This window comes from Pseudobutyrivibrio sp. C4, from assembly GCF_900111635.1.
Taxonomy (GTDB): domain Bacteria; phylum Bacillota; class Clostridia; order Lachnospirales; family Lachnospiraceae; genus Pseudobutyrivibrio; species Pseudobutyrivibrio ruminis.
The window spans coordinates 702,829-721,865 of sequence record NZ_FOHF01000001.1 but is presented as its reverse complement, the minus strand read 5'-3'; the positions used below and the strand labels follow the sequence as shown (position 1 = coordinate 721,865).

Below are 19,037 nucleotides of genomic sequence, written 5' to 3'. Positions count from 1 at the left end.
AGCATTGTTAGAAAACACAAGAAAAGGGATATGTTATGACACAGGAAACTATAGATCGTATAAGAAAAATGACAATAGATCGTGATTGGGACCAGTTCCATTCACCAGCAAACTTGGCAAAGTCTATTTCCATCGAGGCAAATGAATTGCTTGAATGCTTCCAGTGGAGCGACGATGATTACGACATCAACCATGTGAAGGAAGAGCTTGCAGATGTAATCGTGTATTGCAGAAACATGCTTGATAAGCTTGGCCTTGACGAGGATGAAATCGTAAATGCGAAGATGGATAAGAACGAGGCAAAGTATCCTGTGGAGAAGTCTAGGGGAAGCAATAAGAAATATACGGAATTATAAGAATAAGGCTGCACTTTTTGTGCAGTCATCTTTTTAACATAAGCTGGGGAAGAGTATTTGAAAAGAAATAATGATTAAAGAGAGAAATTGTTAATTGGAATCAATCAAGAAAAATAAAGTATCACTTAGTAATAAATATGTTGTTTGTGCTTTAGCTATAGTCTGTTGCTTGCTGTGGGGCAGCGCATTCCCTAGCATCAAAATCGGGTATCGTATTTTCGGAGTGGATGCAGCAGATTCAATGTCACAGATTTTATTTGCAGGAATTAGATTTTCGCTTGCAGGAGTGTTGGCGGTAATCTTTGGAAGTATTTCACAGAAGAAGGTATTAGTACCAAAGGCAAGCTCATGGAAAATGATATGCACTCTTAGCATTTTCCAAACGATACTGCAGTACTTTTTCTTTTATATAGGCCTGGCACATGCTTCAGGAGTTAACGCATCAATCATTAATGGAATGAGCACATTTTTTGCAATCCTGCTGGCATGCTTGGTGAAAAAGCAGGAGCACATGACAGTCAGCAAATTGACAGGATGCATTCTTGGAGCAATCGGAGTAATCCTTGTAAGTTTGAGCAGCGGTAGCATCGGAACTGGCATCGCTTTTAATGGTGAGGGATTCATCCTTATTGCATCTGTATCCTATGCAATTTCTTCGGTGCTTATAAAGGAGTATTCTCAGCACGAGAACCCGGTAACACTTAGCGGCTATCAGTTTATCATCGGTGGTATAGTGATGATTTTAGTTGGCCTGGCAGGCGGAGGCAGACTTCACCAATCATCAGGACAGGGAATACTTTTGATAGTATACCTAGCATTGGTTTCATCAGTTGCCTACTCAGTGTGGGGACTTTTGCTGAAGTACAATCCAGTTTCTACAGTCACAGTATACGGATTTACGAATCCAATCTTTGGCGCGTTGCTATCAGCTATTTTCCTGAGAGAGTGGGGAAACATTTCATGGAAATCATTGGTGGCGCTGGCACTTGTAAGTGCGGGTATTTATATTGTTAATAGTGGGAAGATGAAGTCTTAATAATGTATTTGGGGTGAAAAATGGAATCATTTAGAAAAGCCGATATGCAAGCTGAAAAAATGCTTGGAAATTTCATGGATCATAATTTTTATTCTAAGTTACATGATAAGAATGGTGACTTAATAGATTATGAAAGGCTTGTTGATAAAGAAAGCCAGTTACAAGGTATAGATGTAAAAATTAACGTTGATGGCAGAACACTTTTAATAGACGAAAAAGCATCTTTCTATTATAGCAACGCCATGATTCCAACTTTTGCATTCGAGATTGATTCTATTCAGAAGAATAGGTTAGTGGATGGATGGTTCATAAACGATTCTCTGCTGACAGAATATTACATGCTGATATGGCCAAATGTTAAATGTCAGAAAGATGGGGACAACTGGTTAAGAAAAAATATTAGTGAAATCAAAGAGAGTGATTTTACCATTATTGAAGCTATGCTTGTTGAGAAAAAGAAGCTTTTGGCAGAGGTCGCTAAGCATGGTTTTCCTGTAAGTAGATTAAAGTCTTATGCAAATGAAATGAGAAGCAGAATAGATAACGGTAATGCTAGAGCAGAAGAGACTTTGGATGATGATATAAGAATGGTATACTCTGGTTTTTTAGCCGAAAAGCCAGTGAATGCAGTAATACAAAAGAGGTTATTAAAGCAAATAGCATCGGCTATCTATCTTATTTCGGAAGATGGATATGCCAGAATATAGTTAGGGGTTTTATATGTACGACGAAAAACTAGGCTATGACCCAGCTAGCCCAGAAAGTATAGAAGAATATGCGAAGCGATTAGAAGATTCAACCTTCATGGAGGTTCTTGAAACAAAGAACACAGAGGATAAGGCGTCTGTTCAGGCATACGCAAATAAATTCCGTAAAGGTGGATTAGGTAATCTGCTTGAGGAAGTTTATTTTGGGTATAAGGCAAATTCTAATCAAGAGGCAGATTTCCCTGAAGCTGGTGTTGAATTGAAAACATCACCTTTTGAGATTACAAAAAAAGGAGAACTTCGCGCAGGTGAGAGATTAGTTCTCACAATGATTAATTATGATGGCCCTATTGAGTCAGACTTTTACAAATCTCATGCATGGGAAAAGATGCGCCTGATTCTATTAATCTACTATTGGAGAAATAAATTACTAGAGAGTAATCTGTTTTATCCTATTAAGTATGTGAGGCTATTTACACCTCCAGAAGCTGATATAGAAATCATTAAGCGTGATTACAACTATATTGTAGATTTGATTCAGCAAGGGCGTGCTCACGAGCTTTCAGAAGGAGATACAATGTATCTTGGTGCCTGTACAAAGGGCGCAACAGCTGAAAAGAGTACTGTGCCTCAATATTATGGAGATAAGACTCCTGCTAGAAAGAGAGCATTTTGTTTTAAGAATTCTTATATGACATATGTTCTTAATCACTATATTGCGGGAACAATTTCTGATAATTCAATTCTCAAAGATGCATCCCTTTTGAGAGAGAAATCTTTTGAAGAAATCATCACTGATATAGTTCGTAAATACGTAGGAATGTCAGATAAAGAATTATGTGAGAAATTCGGAAGAGAGTACAACAATAATAAAGCTCAGTGGAATGACTTGGCATGGAAAATCTTAGGAATAAGAGATGAGCACGCCGAAGAATTTGAAAAAGCTAATATCAAAGTAAAAACCATTAGAGTAGAAGAGAACAATAAAATCGTTGAAAACATGTCATTCCCTCCATTCAAGTTTATGGACTTGGTACAAGAGGAATATGAAGATTCTACTTTGCATGATTACTTTGATGAGACACGTCTGTTTTTCTTTGTTTGGAAGAAAGACGGAGATGTTTACAGAGTTAAAGGTTGCATGCTTTGGAACATGCCATATCATGACTTGAATGTAGTTGTGCGCGATGAGTGGGAACGCTACAAGCACGTTATTTCATATGGAGTAGAGTTTACTAAGCACGAGGATTCTAAAGGTAAGATAAGTTTTTCAAACAATCTACCAAACAAGAGTGAGACAGAGATTATTCATGTGAGACCTCATGCTACTAAGGCTGCATACAGATTTAATAATGGAGAGGAATATGGAAACGTTGAACGTGATGCAAATGTATTGCCTAATGGAGAGTACATGACCACACAAAGTTTCTGGATAAATAATACATATTTGCTTAAACAGCTCAGAAAATTATTAGGGGATGAATAAAGTTATGCTTGATCAAGCTCCTCATTACTGATATAATGTTTGAGTATGTAATATAAGGAGTTTGAATTAATGAAGAAAACGGTTTGTGAATTATTCGCAGGTGTTGGAGGATTCCGCTGCGGATTGAATGATATAAAGGCTGTCGAGGACACAAGCAAGCCTGAAAAGTGGGAAACAGTATGGTTCAGTCAATGGGAGCCAGCTGACAAGAAAACACAGTGGGCACATGATTGTTATGTAAATCGATTTGGCACATGTCTTGATTTAAAAGGCAATGACACTACAAATTGTGATATCAATGCTGTAGATAAGAATGATATTCCAGAGCATGCATTGCTTGTAGGAGGTTTCCCTTGTCAGGATTACTCAGTAGCATCATCACTTGCTACCTCAAAAGGTCTTGAAGGAAAGAAGGGTGTCCTTTGGTGGGATATCAGAGATACATTGGAGGCTAAACAGGCTCCATTTGTATTACTCGAGAATGTAGATCGTCTTATCAAGAGTCCAGCAAGTCAGCGTGGTAGAGATTTCGGTATCATTTTAGCTTGCTTCAGAGATTTGGGTTATACAGTTGAGTGGCGTGTAATAAATGCAGCAGAGTATGGCTATCAGCAGCGTCGTCGTAGAACTTTCATTTTTGCATATCGTGAAGATACAAAGTATGCAGAGACAATGAAAAAAGCTACTAAGTATAATCGTATGTTTGGTGTTGAAATGCATAGAGCCAGCATGGGTAAGACAATATATACAGAAGGTTTTTTTGCTAAGTCTTTCCCTATTGTAGAGGAAGACTACAAGAAGATTAGAATCACTGAATTGCCAAGTGGTATAGGAGAGCTTTCAGAAGGATTCAGCTTCCCATTTGAAAATACAGGAGTAATGAAGGATGGTATGGTATATACGGTAAAGACAACTCCTGACTATCATGGTAAGCAGATTACTTTAGGTGACATTATGGAAGATGGCGATGTACCAGAAGAGTTTTTTATTCCAGAGAAGAAGCTCTATTATACAAGCCCAGATGTTACTCACAGTGATGAAACACATGGAAAGCTTCCTGATGAGTCACGTAAGACTTGGCAGTATTTGAAGGGTGCTAAAAAGCTTCCTAGAAAAGCATCTACAGGTCATGAATACATCTTTTCAGAGGGAGCTATCCCAATGATTGATGAGTATGATAAACCAGCTAGAACAATGCTTACAAGCGAAGGTGGATTTAGCAGAACTACTCACATTGTAAGAGATAAGAAGACTAGCAAAATCAGACTCTTAACTCCAATAGAGATGGAGCACATCCAGGGCTTCCCATCAGACTGGACTAAGGAATGCTTAGTTGACGGTGAGAAGGTAGAAATGCCTCTCAATAAGCGTAGATTCATGATGGGAAATGCTCTTGTAGTAAACTTGATTGCACAGATGGAGCCTCAGCTTGCGGAGATAATTGAGGCTGAATAAGTTCATAAAACGTGATATCGTATATGCGATAGAAAAATTGAAGGTCAAACCGGCTAAGGTTTGGCCTTTTTGTATGCAAAATTTAGAAAAATGCGTTGAATACTGTTGAATTGTAGAGATTTACACAGTATTATTTAATGGTGGTGATATCGTATATACGATATAGAATAAATAACATATTAGAGGGGAAAATGGATAGAAAAGATTATTATCCTTTGATTAAACTAGGATATTGCGAAAGTAATAGAGACGCTGCACCTCCAGTTAAAGGTTATATTTATCAGAATCTCGTAGCTATTGATGCATTGTTAGAGAACGATACAAAAGAAGTGATAATAGAATATGGCGAAGATGTTGTCGTTATAAAAGATACAGGTAAATATTGTTTAGTACAGGCGAAATATTATTCAAGTGGTATTACGACTAATTTGCAAAAAGAAGTATACCGAGAATTGTATGCGGATTATTTGAAAATGACAGCCATAAAAGAATATGAGGTGAGTGCGGTATTAGATTGTTTTAACAATGGTATACCATTAGGTGTACCATCGGATACAGATGCAGAAGATTGGATTAAAGATAATGCTGCATGTTCTACTATTGATAATCTTTTAAAGATAAAAGAATTAGATTATAAAAAAGATGAGCGAGTATCCTGCATTATAAAGTCCTTTGGAAATGACTTGAAATGGGAAAAGTTTAAAGAAAAATATTCTATTATTACTCGCCCAGAGCTTTATTCGTTTATGAATGAGCTCTCACGAAAGCTATGTAATGAATTCAAGCCATATTACGAATCTCTATTATTTAATAATCTAAACCGGGAAGCAAAAGAGTCTATTTTGTTTGGTATAGCATATAAAATAATGCTTCAAAGGTACAACTATGCGATGAAGTCCGGAACTAGTCATAAAGGCGTAATAGAAAAAAAGAGTATTAGTAGAATAGATTTTATTAATATAGTTAAGCAAAATATTCAAACAGATATTAACTGTATCATTAAAATGAGTATCGAGGCATGGGTTTCCAGTGTTTATAACGAGATTATAGAGAGCAATAGGGTAATGCAATCATGGCAGGAGAAATGCTTAGAGTATTTGTGTAACAATACAAAAAATTGGCTTGGAAATATGTGCCGGACGACAGAAGGGCAAATATCTTTAATAAACACGATTTCTGCTGAAAAAGAAATAACAGAATTGGATTGGAACGGCAGAGATGAGTTGGAGCGAATTGGAGAAATTAACAGGTTATATGAACGATTTAAGGTGTTCTTAAAAGTCTTGTGGAAAATAATACTTAATATTATTGACTACAAAATGGTAGCTGCAAGCAAGGACTCTATTAAAGAAAGCGACTCGATGCTCCAAATTGAAACGTATATTGAAAGTACAGAAAGTAGATATATATGCATTAGGTTTGAGGATGATTATATCCAGAAAAGTGTTATAACAGGTGGTGTTAATCCCACTTCTCCTAAATGGGATCGATGGAATGTATATGAAAGAATGTACAAGTACAAACCCCATAAATGGTATATGGCTGGTGATACATCTATACATGGCTGGCATACATATAGTTATTCTCCGGCTGAAATAATAGATAAAGATATACCGGAGAGTGTTAATCCGGCAGTAATAGAAGACAGAGATAATTCTTTTTATTATGAATGTTTAGAGTGCATAAAAGTTGATAGAGGAGATTGGAAAATAAACGAAGATTGTCGTAAATGTATTTTTAACGAAAAATGTGTAAAGGATGTATGATTATGAATTTAGCACTAAATGAAATCTTTGAAAACAAAGAATATAAAAGCCTTTTTTATGAGAATAAACAATTTGATTTGTCTATTTTCAAAAATAAAGATAATACATTATTGGCAGGCTTACATGATATATATATCAGCAAACATGGGGATGAGCTTTTTGTGATTGTATACAATGAAAATAACAAATCAATAATAGATATATGTGAAGAGTGGGATAGAAGACTAAGTATGTTTTTTAATTTTGGGTCAAATAATAGAGAGTCTTTATACAAGTTTAAGTACAATGCTATTTTGATAGTGCTAGATAAATATGAAACAAGCATAGAAGAATACAGTGTTCAAAGTAGTATGGATACAATGTTAAATGTTACTAGAAAAATATACTTAAATTATATTAATGAAGATGGCAAGATACAGATAGATGAAAAAGAGGCACTGAAATTGCCGTTTTATAACAAAAAATACAGAGGTGGAAATGAGAATAATGTATTGTTAGAGCATTTAAAAGCATTAATGCCAAACCCTGAAAAAATGAGTTTTTTATATGATGAGAATAATACAAAAAGAGGTCAAAGAAAATTTGGGGACGAACAGCATAAATTAATTATGGAGTGGTTAGAAGATGAAGATTAAAAGGATAGTTATTGAAAATTTCAGAGGTATTCATGAAAAAAGAGAATTTTATATAGGAGAGGGAAAATTTGTATTATTGTCTGCAGCAAATGGATGGGGTAAAACTACTATCCTTGACGCTATTGAATGGTGCTTAACAGGATCTATTGGACGACTGAATGAATCTTTAATGACAAGAGCTACAAATGGAGACGAAAGAAAAAAGAATATTGATGGAATATTAAAGAATAAATATGCTGGGAATCAGGACTATGTGATAGTAGAATTACAAATAATTGATAAAGCAGAAATACATACAATTATTAGAAAGCAACAAAAAGATACTCTATTACCGGATGGTAAGTCTACTGTAATAGTTGATGGTATTGCAAATAAGAATGGGGATTGGCTATCAAATAATATAAATAACAGTTTTTATAATTATCATTTTTGCGATATACAAAAAACTATCGGAATACAGAATAAAAAGAGAGAAAACTTATCATCATTGTTCGAAGACTTTATAAGAGATTTTTCAAAAGAGAAAAAAGTTGCGGATAACATGGAATTATTCGTCTCTGACATAAAAAAGATTATCAGTGAAACTGAAGCGAAGCGAGATAAGCTTTTAATAACAATAACTAACAATAATGAGAAGTTGCAGGAATTACAGAAAGATTTAACAAATAAGGAGTATCCACATGTATTATCTTATGGCAGTGAAAAAATAGAAATTAAAAGCTTAAATATTGAGGAACTAGAGGAACAAAAAAATAAGATTGCAGGGTGTGCGTATTCTGAAATTAATAAATTGCTTGATTGCTTGCAAAAGAATAATAAAAACATAGATATTTTAAACAAATTAGAGTTAGTTAATGCTTTCAATACAGATAACAAAGAAACTATTCTACAAGCTAATAAGTATGGACTGTTGGCTGATGAAGGTGAAATGGTTCTTGTTGAGCAAGCTGGTATTATTAAATCCAAAAAGGAGATTAAGATTGATAGGGATAATATTTTAAATCTAGGAGAGCAGATTGCAAATTATAGACAAGGGATTTTTTCTAGGGCATTATGGGAAGATGCAAAGGAGAATATAATTCGATTAAAAGCAGAAATTGCTGGGCTGAATGATGATATAAAGAATATAACAGAAGGAAATGACTTATTAAAACAATTGTCAAAAATGGTAGAAGGGAAAGAAATCCTTCTTCAATATCGAGACAAACAGGTGCACGATGGAAAAATAGTTCTTTGTCCTGTGTGTGGTTCTAATACATTTAACAATCTACCAAGTGAAAAAATATTACAGCAAGCAGAGTCATATATAATAGCAAATAATGGAATAGTTCTAGAAAAAACTAGAGAACTTTCTAATAAAGAAAATGAATTGGGGAATTTATATACTCAGTTGATAGAAAAAGCACAACTTGCACTTAATGTCAGCATAGATGATGATATTCACCGTATGGCAATTATGAAAGATCTAGATAAAAAGATATATAATTACAGGGAATGGATTGATAGATTAAAAGATTACTATAAAATTGACAATACCGAAGTTTGGGGCAATCAGCAATTTATTGAAAATAAAATTAACGATATTGGGACACAAGTAATGTCAAATGAAGATGTCACAAAATTCAGTGATGATATTAAAGATTTATTAAGCTTGGTTAACTATAATAGTGATTCACATGACGATTATAATAGTATAAAAGTTAAGATTAAACCCTATATCTTGGATGATTATATAGATACCAGTAAAAATGTTTTAGTTGATAAGATGGTAATACTATCACAGATGCTGAATAGTGATAAATATAAAAAGGTTAATGCCGATTTAGAAGCTGAAAGAAAGGAATGTAATGAAGCAGAAGAGAAGATTAAGTCTTTGAACAATCTAAAAGAGCTGGCAATCAACAAACAAAATGATATTCGTACTACTATAACAAATCTTGAAATCGATGAATATAAAAATGTAGGCCCAACGTTGTTTGAGCTTTACAGCAAACTTAGTCTCGTTAAGAATATAAAAGAGATTAATATAAGACGAGATGAGGAAGAGAGTCAAAAAAGTTGCATTATCATGGAGGATGAAAAAAAGAATAGTATAGTAAATGTATTGAGCAATGGTCAGCTTAGTGTATTTATGCTGGCATGTTTCTTTTCAATAATTATGACTAGAAAGGACAAAGAACCTTTTAAAGTCTATTTTTTGGATGACTTATCCTCATTTATGGATGATGTAAATATGCTTGCTTTTTTGGATATGATAAAGTATCAACTTGAAGAATCAGATGATTCAATAGAACAATTATTCTTTGCTACATGCGATGAAAAAATATGTAAGCTAGTAAAATATAAACTTAATGGTGCAAGTATTATTTATGATGAAATTGATGAGCAGAGATTTATTGATAGCAAGATAAGTGGCTAAAAAAGTAATTAAGAAAAGGGCTGTCCGACTATCGGTAGCCCTTTTCTTATATAGAATGATATAATGAATCCATATCAGAATTATCATTCGGAGGTTATAATTTATGAGTTTAATAATGGGACTATTATTTGGAGCATTAGCAGGCTTTATCGCCAGCTTTATTATGGGAGAAAAGTCTGGATGGATTAAGAATATAATCCTCGGTATTGCAGGTGGATTTGTAGGTGGATTTGCATTTGATATTCTAGGGCTATCTGCCAGCGGGCAATTCGGAAGTCTTATTGTATCTGTTGTAGGTGCATGTATCTGTATTTGGTTGGGCAGAAGATTATTCTAGTATCGAAAAGGGATTCAAATGAAAACAGTACGTGTAGTTGCGGCAGTAATAAAAGCTGAAAATGAGAAAGGCCAGCCTATTATATTTGCCACCCAAAGAGGATACGGTGAATACAAAGATGGTTGGGAATTTCCAGGCGGAAAAATCGAAGAAGGTGAGACTCCACAGCAAGCTCTTAAGCGTGAGATTATGGAGGAGTTAGACACTGAAATTAGTGTTGGTGAGTTGATTGACACTATTGAGTATGACTACCCAACATTCCATTTATCAATGGATTGCTTCTGGTCTGAAATTGTAAATGGTGATTTGGTTCTCAAGGAACACGAAGCAGCTAAGTGGCTAACTAAAGAGCAACTTGGCGACGTGGATTGGTTGCCAGCGGATATTACGTTGATTGAAAAAGTTGGAAAGCAATTGAAGCTAGAGAAAAGACCATAAGAAAAAGAAGTAATCGCCCCGGCCAAGGTTCGATTACTTCCTATCTTATAAGTAATTAATTAACCAAAGGGCTGTCCGTCTATCGGTAGCGCCTTTTCTTATATTGAATAATACTATAGATTGATTAAGTTTTCAACAAAAGAGAATAGATATGACTTACCAAATTAAGAAAATATTTGAAGCTGATTATGGATGTGAAGAGCGACCTGCAGGTTATGTACCGCAGGTCCTTGTGATATTAGAAGATGAGGCCGGCAACCAAATTGAGCGCGAAGTTCCTGATGCTGATTTGTATAAAAGAGATATCAACGAAGGTGACCTAGTGTATTTTGACGAGGCGGGCCAGATTCGGAAGGGAGCAAATGAAAAGCATTAAAGCGTAGTCATTTGCTTAATACTCCTTTTAAAGTTATAATAGCAAGGATTTTGTTTTTAAAAGGAGTATAAAATGAGAATAGCAGTTACATATGAAAATGGTCAGGTGTTTCAGCACTTCGGACACACTGAGCAGTTTAAGATTTACGAAGTAGAAGATGGCAAGGTTGTTTCATCAGAGGTTATCGGTTCTGACGGACAGGGCCACGGTGCTTTAGCTGGTCTTCTTAGTAACAATTCAATCGACGTACTTATCTGCGGCGGTATCGGTGGCGGAGCACAGGCAGCTCTTAGCGAGTGCGGAATTGAGCTTTGCGCGGGTGCTTCAGGAGATACAGATGCAGCAGTTGAGGCATACCTTAAGGGTGAGCTTATCAACTCTGGTGTAAATTGCAATCACCATGGCGAGGGTCACACATGTGGTGATCACGAGGAAGGACATAGCTGTGGCGGCCACTCTGGTTGTGGCGGATGCCATTCTGAGCCAGCGTTCGAGGGCAAGAATGTAGGCAAGACATGCCGTACACACTACAGAGGTACATTCAACGATGGTACACAGTTTGATTCATCATACGACAGAGGCGAGCCACTTGAGTTTGTTTGTGGCGCAGGCATGATGATTAAGGGCTTCGACAAGGCTGTTGCAAACATGGAAGTTGGCGAGAAGGTTGATATTCACCTTATGCCAGAGGAAGCTTATGGTCAGCGTGACGAGGAGGCTGTTTTCACAATTGAAATCGCACAGCTTCCTGGTTCAGAAAACTTAGAAGTAGACCAGCAGGTATACTTACAGGATCCATATGGCAGACCATTCCCAGTAAAGGTTGTTGCAAAGGATGATACAAACATCACTCTTGATGCAAACCACGAGATGGCTGGCAAAGAACTCAACTTTACAATTGAGCTTGTAGAGGTAAAATAGTATATAGCAGAGCGGTGCTTATGCACCGCTTTTTTTCTAAGAATAATTGGAGCCAAAGGGGGGAGTTATGGCAGTATGTAACCTATGCTACAGGCATTGCAACATTTCAGAAGGTAAATATGGTTTCTGTCAGGTGAGAACCTGCAGGGAGGGCATAATCGTGCCGGAGAATTATGGGATGCTCACGGCGATTGCTATGGACCCGATTGAGAAGAAGCCGTTGAATCGATTTTATCCGGGCAGCTATATTCTATCTGTGGGAAGCTATGGCTGCAATTTGCGATGCCCATTTTGCCAGAACTATCACATTTCATGGGGCGATGAAGTGGATGATAGTAAGAGAGAGGCAAGGTTCGTATTGCCTGAGACGCTGGCCCAGATAGCTGATGAGCAGCGTGCAAATGGAAATATTGGGGTGGCTTTTACTTACAATGAGCCATTGATCTCGTACGAATATATTATAGATACAGCAAAGCTTCTTTCGGCAAAGGGCCTGAAAACTGTTTTAGTATCAAACGGAATGGCCGATGTAGCTACGGTGAAGGAGTTGTTCTCCTATGTAGATGCCATGAACATCGATTTGAAGGGTTTCACAGACCATTATTATGAGGACGTGTTAAAGGGGAACAGGCAGATGGTAATGGACTTTATCCAGGAGGCGGCGAAGCATTGTCATGTGGAGCTGACAACGCTGATTATTCCAGGGGAGAATGACTCAGATGAGGAGATGGATAAGCTAAGCAGTTGGATAGCTTCAGTGAATCCAGAGATTCCTTTGCACATTTCCAGATTTTTCCCAAGATTTCATATGGTAGATAGAGGCGCTACGCCAGTGGAGACTATCTATCATTTAAAAGATATAGCAAAGCAACATTTGAAATATGTTTACACAGGAAACTGTTAAGGGAGGGGTTAGACTATGGCAATTCTTGCAGCATTTATGGTTCCACATCCACCGATGATTGTGCCGGCTGTAGGCCGAGGTGGCGAGGCACAGGTTCAGGAGACTATCGATGCCTATGAAAAGGTGGCAGATGAAATAGCGAAGCTTGAACCGGATACAATCATCATCACTAGTCCACACAGCATCATGTATTCGGACTATTTCCATATTTCTCCGGGAAAGGGAGCGAAAGGTTCATTCGCCAGATTCAACGCACCGGAGGTATCTTTTCAGGAAGAATATGACACAGAGCTTGTAGATAGAATCAACGAAATCGCCTATGACGCCAGCTTTCCAGCAGGCACACTAGGTGAGCGTGATCCAGAGCTTGACCATGGCACCATGGTTCCTCTTTGGTTTATAAGGAAGAAATATGCCAAGGGGCAGATTGTGCGCATAGGCCTTTCAGGCCTTGGTTTGCTGGATCACTATCGTTTGGGTCAGATGATACAGGAGGCTGTGGATGAGGTTAATCGCAAGGTAGTTTTCGTTGCCAGTGGAGATTTATCTCACAAGCTTCAGGACTATGGGCCTTATGGATTCGCCAAAGAGGGACCTGTCTATGACCAGAGGATTATGGACGTGGCCGGCCGTGCAGCTTTTGAGGAGATGTTTGAATTTAAAGAGGATTTCTGCGAGAAAGCAGCAGAGTGTGGTCATCGTTCATTCGTCATAATGGCTGGCGCTTTGGACGGAAAGGCTGTAGATGCCCATGTATATTCTCATCAGGATGTGACAGGTGTTGGCTATGGAATTGCATCTTTTTATGTGACGGGAGAGGATGAGAATCGTCGTTTTAGAGATACTTATCTGGCAAAGCTGAACGCTCATTTACGGGATTCACAGGAGCCGGCTGACGAATATGTAAAGCTTGCCAAGAAATCCCTGGAAAGCTATATATTACGGGGCAAGGTGCTAGATATGCCAGATGATTTACCTAAAGAGCTGGTATCAAAGCAAGCCGGAGCATTTGTATCCATCCACAAGGCTGGTCGTCTGAGAGGCTGCATTGGAACAATCCTTCCTACCACCGAGTGCGTGGCAGCAGAGATTATTCAAAATGCCATCAGCGCCTCCACCAGAGACACGCGCTTTAATCCAATCAGCCCAGAGGAGTTGCCTGATTTGGAAATCAACGTGGATGTACTAAGTGAGCCAGAACCTATATCTTCACCAAATGAACTAGATGTGAAACGCTACGGTGTAATTGTAAGCAACGGAAATCGTAGAGGCCTATTGCTTCCAGATTTGGATGGGGTAGACTCTGTCGCACAGCAAATTTCTATCGCCCGCCAAAAGGGCGGTATCGGCATGGACGAACCAGTTCAGCTTCAGCGATTTGAGGTTATAAGACACAAGTGATAAGAAAAAAGGCTTGCATTCCTAATTGCAAATAATTAAAATAACTGAATTAAGATATATTTAATTTTTTAGGTAATTAGGAAAGGACACAATAGAATGGCAATAAGAATAATCACAGATTCCGCTAGTGATATCTCGCAGGATGTAGCTAAGGAATGGGGAGTGACAGTATTACCCATAAATGTAAGATTTGGGGATGAAGAGTATTTAGATGGTGTTACACTTTCCGCAGAGGATTTTTATCATAAACTAATCGAAACTGATGAAGTGCCTAAGACAAGCCAGATTTCACCTTATGTTTATGCGCAGGAGTTTGAGAAGGCTGATGAAGCTGGGGATGAGCTTATTTATTTCTGCTTATCATCTGGAGTTTCTGGATGCTATCAAAGTGCCATGCTTGCAGCAGCGGATTACTCAGACAACATACACATCGTTGATACAAAGCAATTCTGCATATCTGAGTACATCATAGTGCAAAGAGCAGTTATGCTTAGAGACGAAGGAAAATCTTGTGATGAAATTATTTCTATCATCCAGGAAGAAATGAAGAGTGTGCATGTAATATCTGCCTTTGATACTTTGGAGTATTTGAAGCTTGGCGGAAGACTTTCTTCAGCGGCAGCTTTTGCAGGAAATATGCTAATGATTAAGCCTGTAATCACAATCGAGGATGGCTTGGTTAAGGTTATCGGCAAGGCTAGAGGCTCAAAAAAGAGCCACAATATGCTGACAGAATTTGTTACTAATTCTGGTGGGATAGATTTTAGCAAGCCATTGTGCCTTGCTTATTCAGGTTTCTCCCAGGAAGTACTTACTAAATATGTCGAAGATTCAAAGGCTATTTACGAGGGCCATGAAGATCAACTTCAGTACACAGTAGTCGGCGCTACAATTGGTACATACGCAGGCCCAGGCGCAATAGCACTTGCATATTTTTCGTTATAAAACTAATCTTTTTTAATCCAGCGAATCTTTAATATTATTACTGATATTAGTGATAAGACGAAAAATGCTGACAGCATCATAACAGCCTGGCGGAGGCCATACATATCTCCTAAATACCCAGTGAGGGCAGTGAATACCACGCCTCCGATACCAGTGGCTGTTGTGATTAAGCCTGTGGATGTAGCCTTGTGATTGCCAGACAAAGGCATGGCAAGATTCAAAACACATGGATAGATTGCGCCGCAAGCGAAGCCCAGTGGAATGCAAAGCAGAAGCACTGCCACATCACTGGAAAGCTGGGCGATGAGTACGGTTATAGAAGGAATTGCTACTATTGCACTAATTAGTATTTTGTAAGCATGTTTAGCGTTATGGCCTACTAATACTCGCGATGGAATCATAACAATCCAAAACAGACTTAAGGCATATTTTCCTAAGGCAGATTTAAATTCATTAGCAAATAGAGTATCTACAAAGAAAGCAAATCCATTTTCATACCCAACATAAATACACATAACCACACAAAGCATGATGATTCCGGCCAGAATAAATGGACCAGCGGACGTAAATTCTTCCGTAGTGGTATCTGCTAATTCTCTGAATTCATTTTTAGATGAAACTATGTCTATCAGTGCAGCAGCACTGGCTACACATAGAAAGACAAATAATATTTTCCAACTGAATCCCATATTCAAATACGCAGCAACAACTAGAGGCGCTACAAATGCACCTAATGCATACATGGATGTGAGATAGCCTATTTTTTTGTGGTAACTGATAGGATAGTAATCAGCAAGAGCTGCAATGGAAATAAACTGGAGGGCACTTGTAGTGAGTCCTAAAAAGAAGACTCCACCTACAAAAAGCACCTTCGATGTCAAAAGGCCAATCAGTAAAGCTGCTATCACTTGTATGGAAAGCAGGATTTTAATACATTTCAATTTATTAGTTCTATCTGCCCATGCGCCAAGCAGTATTGGCGCAAGCATTGTGGCAAAAAGCTCTACAGAGGCAAATAACCCCTTGGTTGTTGTAGATAAATCGTATGTATTTCCTATATTTAGTAAACTGGCCTGATAACCTCCAGCTTCAAATCCATTGATAAAGATTATAAAAAAGAATACCAACCATAAAAAATCATTTCGATCTTTAGTTCTCATACTCAACACATCCCCAATAAAAACTATAAAATGATACTAGAAAAGTATATCAAGAGAATGTGTCTATTTTGGGTGGTACTATAGTGTGTTTGCTCGATCAGCAATATTTTTTTGGAAATTGATAACGTCGTGGTCGTAAGGTGTATCCATAAACTCTGATTTAATCATGAAATCAGCGGATGCCTTGTTGACTGCGATAGGAATGTCGTAAACCTGAGCGATTCGCATCAGAGCCTTTACATCAGGATCGTGTGGCTGAGCTGTGAGAGGGTCAGAGAAGAATACGATTAAATCGATTCTGCCTTCTACAACCTTTGCGCCGATTTGCTGGTCACCGCCGAGAGGGCCTGAGTTGTAGCCTCTAACAGGAAGTCCTGTTTTGTCGGAAATCATTCTGGCTGTAGTTCCTGTGCCGCATAAGAAATGATTCTTAAGAATTTCTTTGTTGTCTTCGCACCACTGAATAAGAAGTGGCTTCTTTCCATCATGTGCGATAAGAGCAATGTTTTTTTGTTTCCCAATAGTAAGTGTAATTTTATCTTCCATAAAAACCTCCAGTCATTATTTTTGCTAGTGCTATTTTAATGTTTGAGGAGGGATATCTCAAGTGAAAAATCCATTTGACGTAACCTAATCGGCTTGCTATGATATGCCTTATGAAATATAAAGCAATAGCACTAGATTTAGACGGAACTCTTTTAAATAGTAAAAAAGAGGTTAGTAACAAAAACAAAGAAATAATAATGAAAGCTGCAAAGGCAGGGGTAAAGATTATACTTGCATCTGGCCGTCCAGTACCAGGCATTAAAAAGATTGCAAAGCAGCTTCACCTGGAAGAGGTAGGAGGATACATACTGGCGTATAACGGTGGTATGATTATCGACTGCAAGACAGGAGAGGTTGTCCGCAGAGAAACTATTCCTGAAAAGTACTATGCAGATATTCTTCGTTGCGCAAACAAATTCAATGTTGCCACACTTACATATGATTCAGAGGGCATCATTTCAAACGACGAGAATAATCAGTACGTGCAGCTGGAATCAAAAATCAATAACATTCCAATCAGACAGGTATTCCACCTGGATGAGGAAGCACAGCTTGATCCACCTGTTAAGTTTTTATGCGTGGGTGATCACAAGGTTCTTAGAAATGTAGAAGCACAGCTTAATGAAAAGTTTAATGGCACTGTTAATGTGTTCTTCTCAGAGCCATTTTTCCTAGAGATAATGCCACAAGGAATTGAAAAGGCATCATCTCTAGAAATATTGTTAGGAAGTCTTGGCATTGATCGCAAGCATCTGATTGCCTGCGGCGATGGTTTCAACGACATTCCTATGATGCGTTACGCAGGTCTTTCTGTTGCCATGGCAAATGCACAGGATGAGACCAAGGAATGGGCTGATTTTATTGCACCATCCAATGATGAAGATGGAGTAGCAGTAGCAATCGAAAAATTCATCGAGCTGAATTAATCGTTCTGCCATACCTCTTCAGCAATTTCTTTTACTAGCTTCAGCTTAGCCCACTGTTCTTCTTCGGTAAGCTTGTTGCCAATTTCGCAGGAAGCAAAGCCACACTGTGGGCTTAAAGCTAGACGCTCAAGTGGAATATATTTTGCTGCTTCGTAAATACGTTTTTTGATAGATTCTTTATCTTCAAGCTGAGGACGCTTTGTTGTAATAAGCCCCAGCACCACCTTCTTATCAGAAGATACCTTTGCAAGAGGGGCAAATCCACCAGAGCGAGCATCATCGTATTCAAGGAACAAAGCATCCACATTTTCTTTTGCAAATACATAGTCAGCAACTGTGTCGTATGGGCCACTTGTAAAGAAAGTAGAGTGGTAGTTTCCTCGGCAGATGTGTGATGTGATTGTCATATCTGCAGGCTTGTTTTCAAGTGCCAGATTATTAACTTCAAGAAGCTGTCGCTTCACTTCTTCAATATCAATTCCAAGGCTAGCATATCTCTGCTTTGCAGCAGTGCCGACAATAGCACCCCAAGTACAATCATCAAACTGAAGATTACGGCAACCAGCATCGTAGAATTGTTTAATAACATCCTGATAAGCAGCCGCAATATCATGAATCAATTCATCATTGTTAGCATAGAATTTTCTGGTAGATTCAAAGTTTACAGGAACAATCATCTGCTGAAATGTTTGAGCTGGGGCAGGGATAGTATATTTAGCAACTGTATTTTCATCCTCAAACTGCTTTAAGAATTTATAATACTCAACAAATGGATGAGCCTTTGCTTTGATTTTGCCTACAAGATAAGTGTCATCAAGTAAAGCAAGCTCACCATCAAAATCAACTCCGCCGCCTGTATTTTCATGGGCAACTCCCTCGAATCCCCACATAAAATCAAGGTGCCAGAATGATCTTCTGAACTCGCCATCGGTGATTATATGAAAACCAAGCTCTTTCTGCTTAGCAACAACCTTTGTGATTTCCTCATCAACCACCTTGTTGAACTCATCCTCGCTGATTTTGCCAGCTAAGAAGTCAGCCTTTGCATCCTTAAGGGCCTGTGGGCGTAGAAAGCTTCCTACAAAATCGTATCTGTATGGTGTCTTAACATTACTCATTTTCTTATTCTCCTTTTGATTACTATAAATATATTGCGCAACGTTCATTAACTTATGTTGAGGATTATAGGCCTAGTTGATTAGTAGGTAAAATATAAAAAATGA

19 protein-coding genes are annotated in these 19,037 nt (G+C 37.9%); 16 read left to right on the top strand and 3 right to left on the bottom strand.

The genetic code is table 11. From position 1 onward, the window contains the following. The first annotated feature begins 35 nt into the window (after window positions 1-35). The 15 genes from BMY66_RS03400 (at window position 36) to BMY66_RS03330 (ending at window position 15,182) form a co-directional block, all read left to right on the top strand. A complete protein-coding gene (locus BMY66_RS03400) occupies window positions 36-356 on the top strand; it encodes a nucleotide pyrophosphohydrolase (RefSeq protein ID WP_033153853.1) in 321 nt (106 codons plus the stop codon). Window positions 357-450: 94 nt separating this feature from the next. After that, complete coding sequence (locus tag BMY66_RS03395) at window positions 451-1,392, top strand: DMT family transporter (protein ID WP_242942669.1); 942 nt, start codon at window positions 451-453, stop codon at window positions 1,390-1,392. Between the two features lie 20 nt (window positions 1,393-1,412). Then, window positions 1,413-2,099: a hypothetical protein gene (locus tag BMY66_RS03390; protein ID WP_090394119.1), complete on the top strand. Its 687-nt coding sequence runs from the start codon at window positions 1,413-1,415 to the stop codon at window positions 2,097-2,099. Between the two features lie 13 nt (window positions 2,100-2,112). Continuing rightward, entirely contained in the window at window positions 2,113-3,585 is a 1,473-nt protein-coding gene (locus BMY66_RS03385) for a Sau3AI family type II restriction endonuclease (protein WP_090394118.1), read from the top strand. Window positions 3,586-3,654: 69 nt separating this feature from the next. Further along, entirely contained in the window at window positions 3,655-5,040 is a 1,386-nt protein-coding gene (gene dcm, locus BMY66_RS03380; RefSeq protein WP_090394117.1) for a DNA (cytosine-5-)-methyltransferase, read from the top strand. A 191-nt stretch (window positions 5,041-5,231) separates the two neighbouring features. Further along, window positions 5,232-6,806 (top strand): hypothetical protein, encoded by a 1,575-nt coding sequence (locus BMY66_RS03375; protein ID WP_090394116.1) that lies wholly within the window; start codon window positions 5,232-5,234, stop codon window positions 6,804-6,806. Between the two features lie 2 nt (window positions 6,807-6,808). Further along, window positions 6,809-7,441: a hypothetical protein gene (locus BMY66_RS03370; protein ID WP_090394115.1), complete on the top strand. Its 633-nt coding sequence runs from the start codon at window positions 6,809-6,811 to the stop codon at window positions 7,439-7,441. After that, the gene (locus BMY66_RS03365; protein ID WP_090394114.1) at window positions 7,431-9,860 is read left to right on the top strand and encodes an AAA family ATPase; all 2,430 of its coding nucleotides are present in this window, start codon (window positions 7,431-7,433) and stop codon (window positions 9,858-9,860) included. The genes BMY66_RS03370 and BMY66_RS03365 overlap by 11 nt, the downstream gene beginning before the upstream one ends. A 103-nt stretch (window positions 9,861-9,963) precedes the next feature. Then, window positions 9,964-10,197 (top strand): GlsB/YeaQ/YmgE family stress response membrane protein, encoded by a 234-nt coding sequence (locus tag BMY66_RS03360; RefSeq protein WP_074790715.1) that lies wholly within the window; start codon window positions 9,964-9,966, stop codon window positions 10,195-10,197. 18 nt (window positions 10,198-10,215) lie between these two features. Next, complete coding sequence (locus BMY66_RS03355) at window positions 10,216-10,635, top strand: (deoxy)nucleoside triphosphate pyrophosphohydrolase (protein WP_090394113.1); 420 nt, start codon at window positions 10,216-10,218, stop codon at window positions 10,633-10,635. 151 nt (window positions 10,636-10,786) lie between these two features. After that, window positions 10,787-11,011, top strand: a complete 225-nt coding sequence (locus BMY66_RS03350; protein WP_090394112.1) for a hypothetical protein — start codon at window positions 10,787-10,789, stop codon at window positions 11,009-11,011. Window positions 11,012-11,083: 72 nt separating this feature from the next. Then, a complete protein-coding gene (locus BMY66_RS03345; RefSeq protein WP_044933849.1) occupies window positions 11,084-11,932 on the top strand; it encodes an FKBP-type peptidyl-prolyl cis-trans isomerase in 849 nt (282 codons plus the stop codon). Between the two features lie 67 nt (window positions 11,933-11,999). Further along, complete coding sequence (gene amrS, locus BMY66_RS03340; protein ID WP_090394111.1) at window positions 12,000-12,836, top strand: AmmeMemoRadiSam system radical SAM enzyme; 837 nt, start codon at window positions 12,000-12,002, stop codon at window positions 12,834-12,836. Window positions 12,837-12,851: 15 nt separating this feature from the next. Continuing rightward, window positions 12,852-14,237 carry an AmmeMemoRadiSam system protein A gene (gene amrA / locus BMY66_RS03335; protein ID WP_044933860.1) on the top strand — a complete coding sequence of 462 codons (1,386 nt, stop codon included), beginning with the start codon at window positions 12,852-12,854 and terminating at the stop codon, window positions 14,235-14,237. Window positions 14,238-14,333: 96 nt separating this feature from the next. Beyond that, window positions 14,334-15,182 (top strand): DegV family protein, encoded by an 849-nt coding sequence (locus BMY66_RS03330; RefSeq protein WP_044933862.1) that lies wholly within the window; start codon window positions 14,334-14,336, stop codon window positions 15,180-15,182. A gap of 2 nt (window positions 15,183-15,184) precedes the next feature. On the opposite strand, the gene BMY66_RS03325 is transcribed toward BMY66_RS03330, so the two are convergent. Together BMY66_RS03325 and BMY66_RS03320 are read right to left on the bottom strand one after the other, a co-directional pair. Next, window positions 15,185-16,342 carry an MFS transporter gene (locus BMY66_RS03325; protein WP_044933863.1) on the bottom strand — a complete coding sequence of 386 codons (1,158 nt, stop codon included), beginning with the start codon at window positions 16,340-16,342 and terminating at the stop codon, window positions 15,185-15,187. Between the two features lie 78 nt (window positions 16,343-16,420). Next, window positions 16,421-16,888, bottom strand: a complete 468-nt coding sequence (locus tag BMY66_RS03320; RefSeq protein ID WP_044933864.1) for a methylglyoxal synthase — start codon at window positions 16,886-16,888, stop codon at window positions 16,421-16,423. A 110-nt stretch (window positions 16,889-16,998) separates the two neighbouring features. Between BMY66_RS03320 and BMY66_RS03315 the strand changes: the two genes are divergently transcribed. Further along, a complete protein-coding gene (locus tag BMY66_RS03315) occupies window positions 16,999-17,814 on the top strand; it encodes a Cof-type HAD-IIB family hydrolase (RefSeq protein WP_044933866.1) in 816 nt (271 codons plus the stop codon). Here BMY66_RS03315 and BMY66_RS03310 read toward each other — a convergent pair. After that, window positions 17,811-18,932: a 5-methyltetrahydropteroyltriglutamate--homocysteine S-methyltransferase gene (locus BMY66_RS03310; protein WP_044933868.1), complete on the bottom strand. Its 1,122-nt coding sequence runs from the start codon at window positions 18,930-18,932 to the stop codon at window positions 17,811-17,813. The genes BMY66_RS03315 and BMY66_RS03310 overlap by 4 nt on opposite strands. Between the last annotated feature and the right edge of the window lie 105 nt (window positions 18,933-19,037).

Coding starts and splice junctions, on each gene's coding strand:
- BMY66_RS03400 (WP_033153853.1), top strand. CDS start 36: ATGACACAGGAAACTATAGATCGTATAAGAAAAATGACAATAGATCGT.
- BMY66_RS03390 (WP_090394119.1), top strand. CDS start 1,413: ATGGAATCATTTAGAAAAGCCGATATGCAAGCTGAAAAAATGCTTGGA.
- BMY66_RS03385 (WP_090394118.1), top strand. CDS start 2,113: ATGTACGACGAAAAACTAGGCTATGACCCAGCTAGCCCAGAAAGTATA.
- dcm (WP_090394117.1), top strand. CDS start 3,655: ATGAAGAAAACGGTTTGTGAATTATTCGCAGGTGTTGGAGGATTCCGC.
- BMY66_RS03375 (WP_090394116.1), top strand. CDS start 5,232: ATGGATAGAAAAGATTATTATCCTTTGATTAAACTAGGATATTGCGAA.
- BMY66_RS03370 (WP_090394115.1), top strand. CDS start 6,809: ATGAATTTAGCACTAAATGAAATCTTTGAAAACAAAGAATATAAAAGC.
- BMY66_RS03365 (WP_090394114.1), top strand. CDS start 7,431: ATGAAGATTAAAAGGATAGTTATTGAAAATTTCAGAGGTATTCATGAA.
- BMY66_RS03360 (WP_074790715.1), top strand. CDS start 9,964: ATGAGTTTAATAATGGGACTATTATTTGGAGCATTAGCAGGCTTTATC.
- BMY66_RS03355 (WP_090394113.1), top strand. CDS start 10,216: ATGAAAACAGTACGTGTAGTTGCGGCAGTAATAAAAGCTGAAAATGAG.
- BMY66_RS03350 (WP_090394112.1), top strand. CDS start 10,787: ATGACTTACCAAATTAAGAAAATATTTGAAGCTGATTATGGATGTGAA.
- BMY66_RS03345 (WP_044933849.1), top strand. CDS start 11,084: ATGAGAATAGCAGTTACATATGAAAATGGTCAGGTGTTTCAGCACTTC.
- amrS (WP_090394111.1), top strand. CDS start 12,000: ATGGCAGTATGTAACCTATGCTACAGGCATTGCAACATTTCAGAAGGT.
- amrA (WP_044933860.1), top strand. CDS start 12,852: ATGGCAATTCTTGCAGCATTTATGGTTCCACATCCACCGATGATTGTG.
- BMY66_RS03330 (WP_044933862.1), top strand. CDS start 14,334: ATGGCAATAAGAATAATCACAGATTCCGCTAGTGATATCTCGCAGGAT.
- BMY66_RS03325 (WP_044933863.1), bottom strand. CDS start 16,342: ATGAGAACTAAAGATCGAAATGATTTTTTATGGTTGGTATTCTTTTTT.
- BMY66_RS03320 (WP_044933864.1), bottom strand. CDS start 16,888: ATGGAAGATAAAATTACACTTACTATTGGGAAACAAAAAAACATTGCT.
- BMY66_RS03315 (WP_044933866.1), top strand. CDS start 16,999: ATGAAATATAAAGCAATAGCACTAGATTTAGACGGAACTCTTTTAAAT.
- BMY66_RS03310 (WP_044933868.1), bottom strand. CDS start 18,932: ATGAGTAATGTTAAGACACCATACAGATACGATTTTGTAGGAAGCTTT.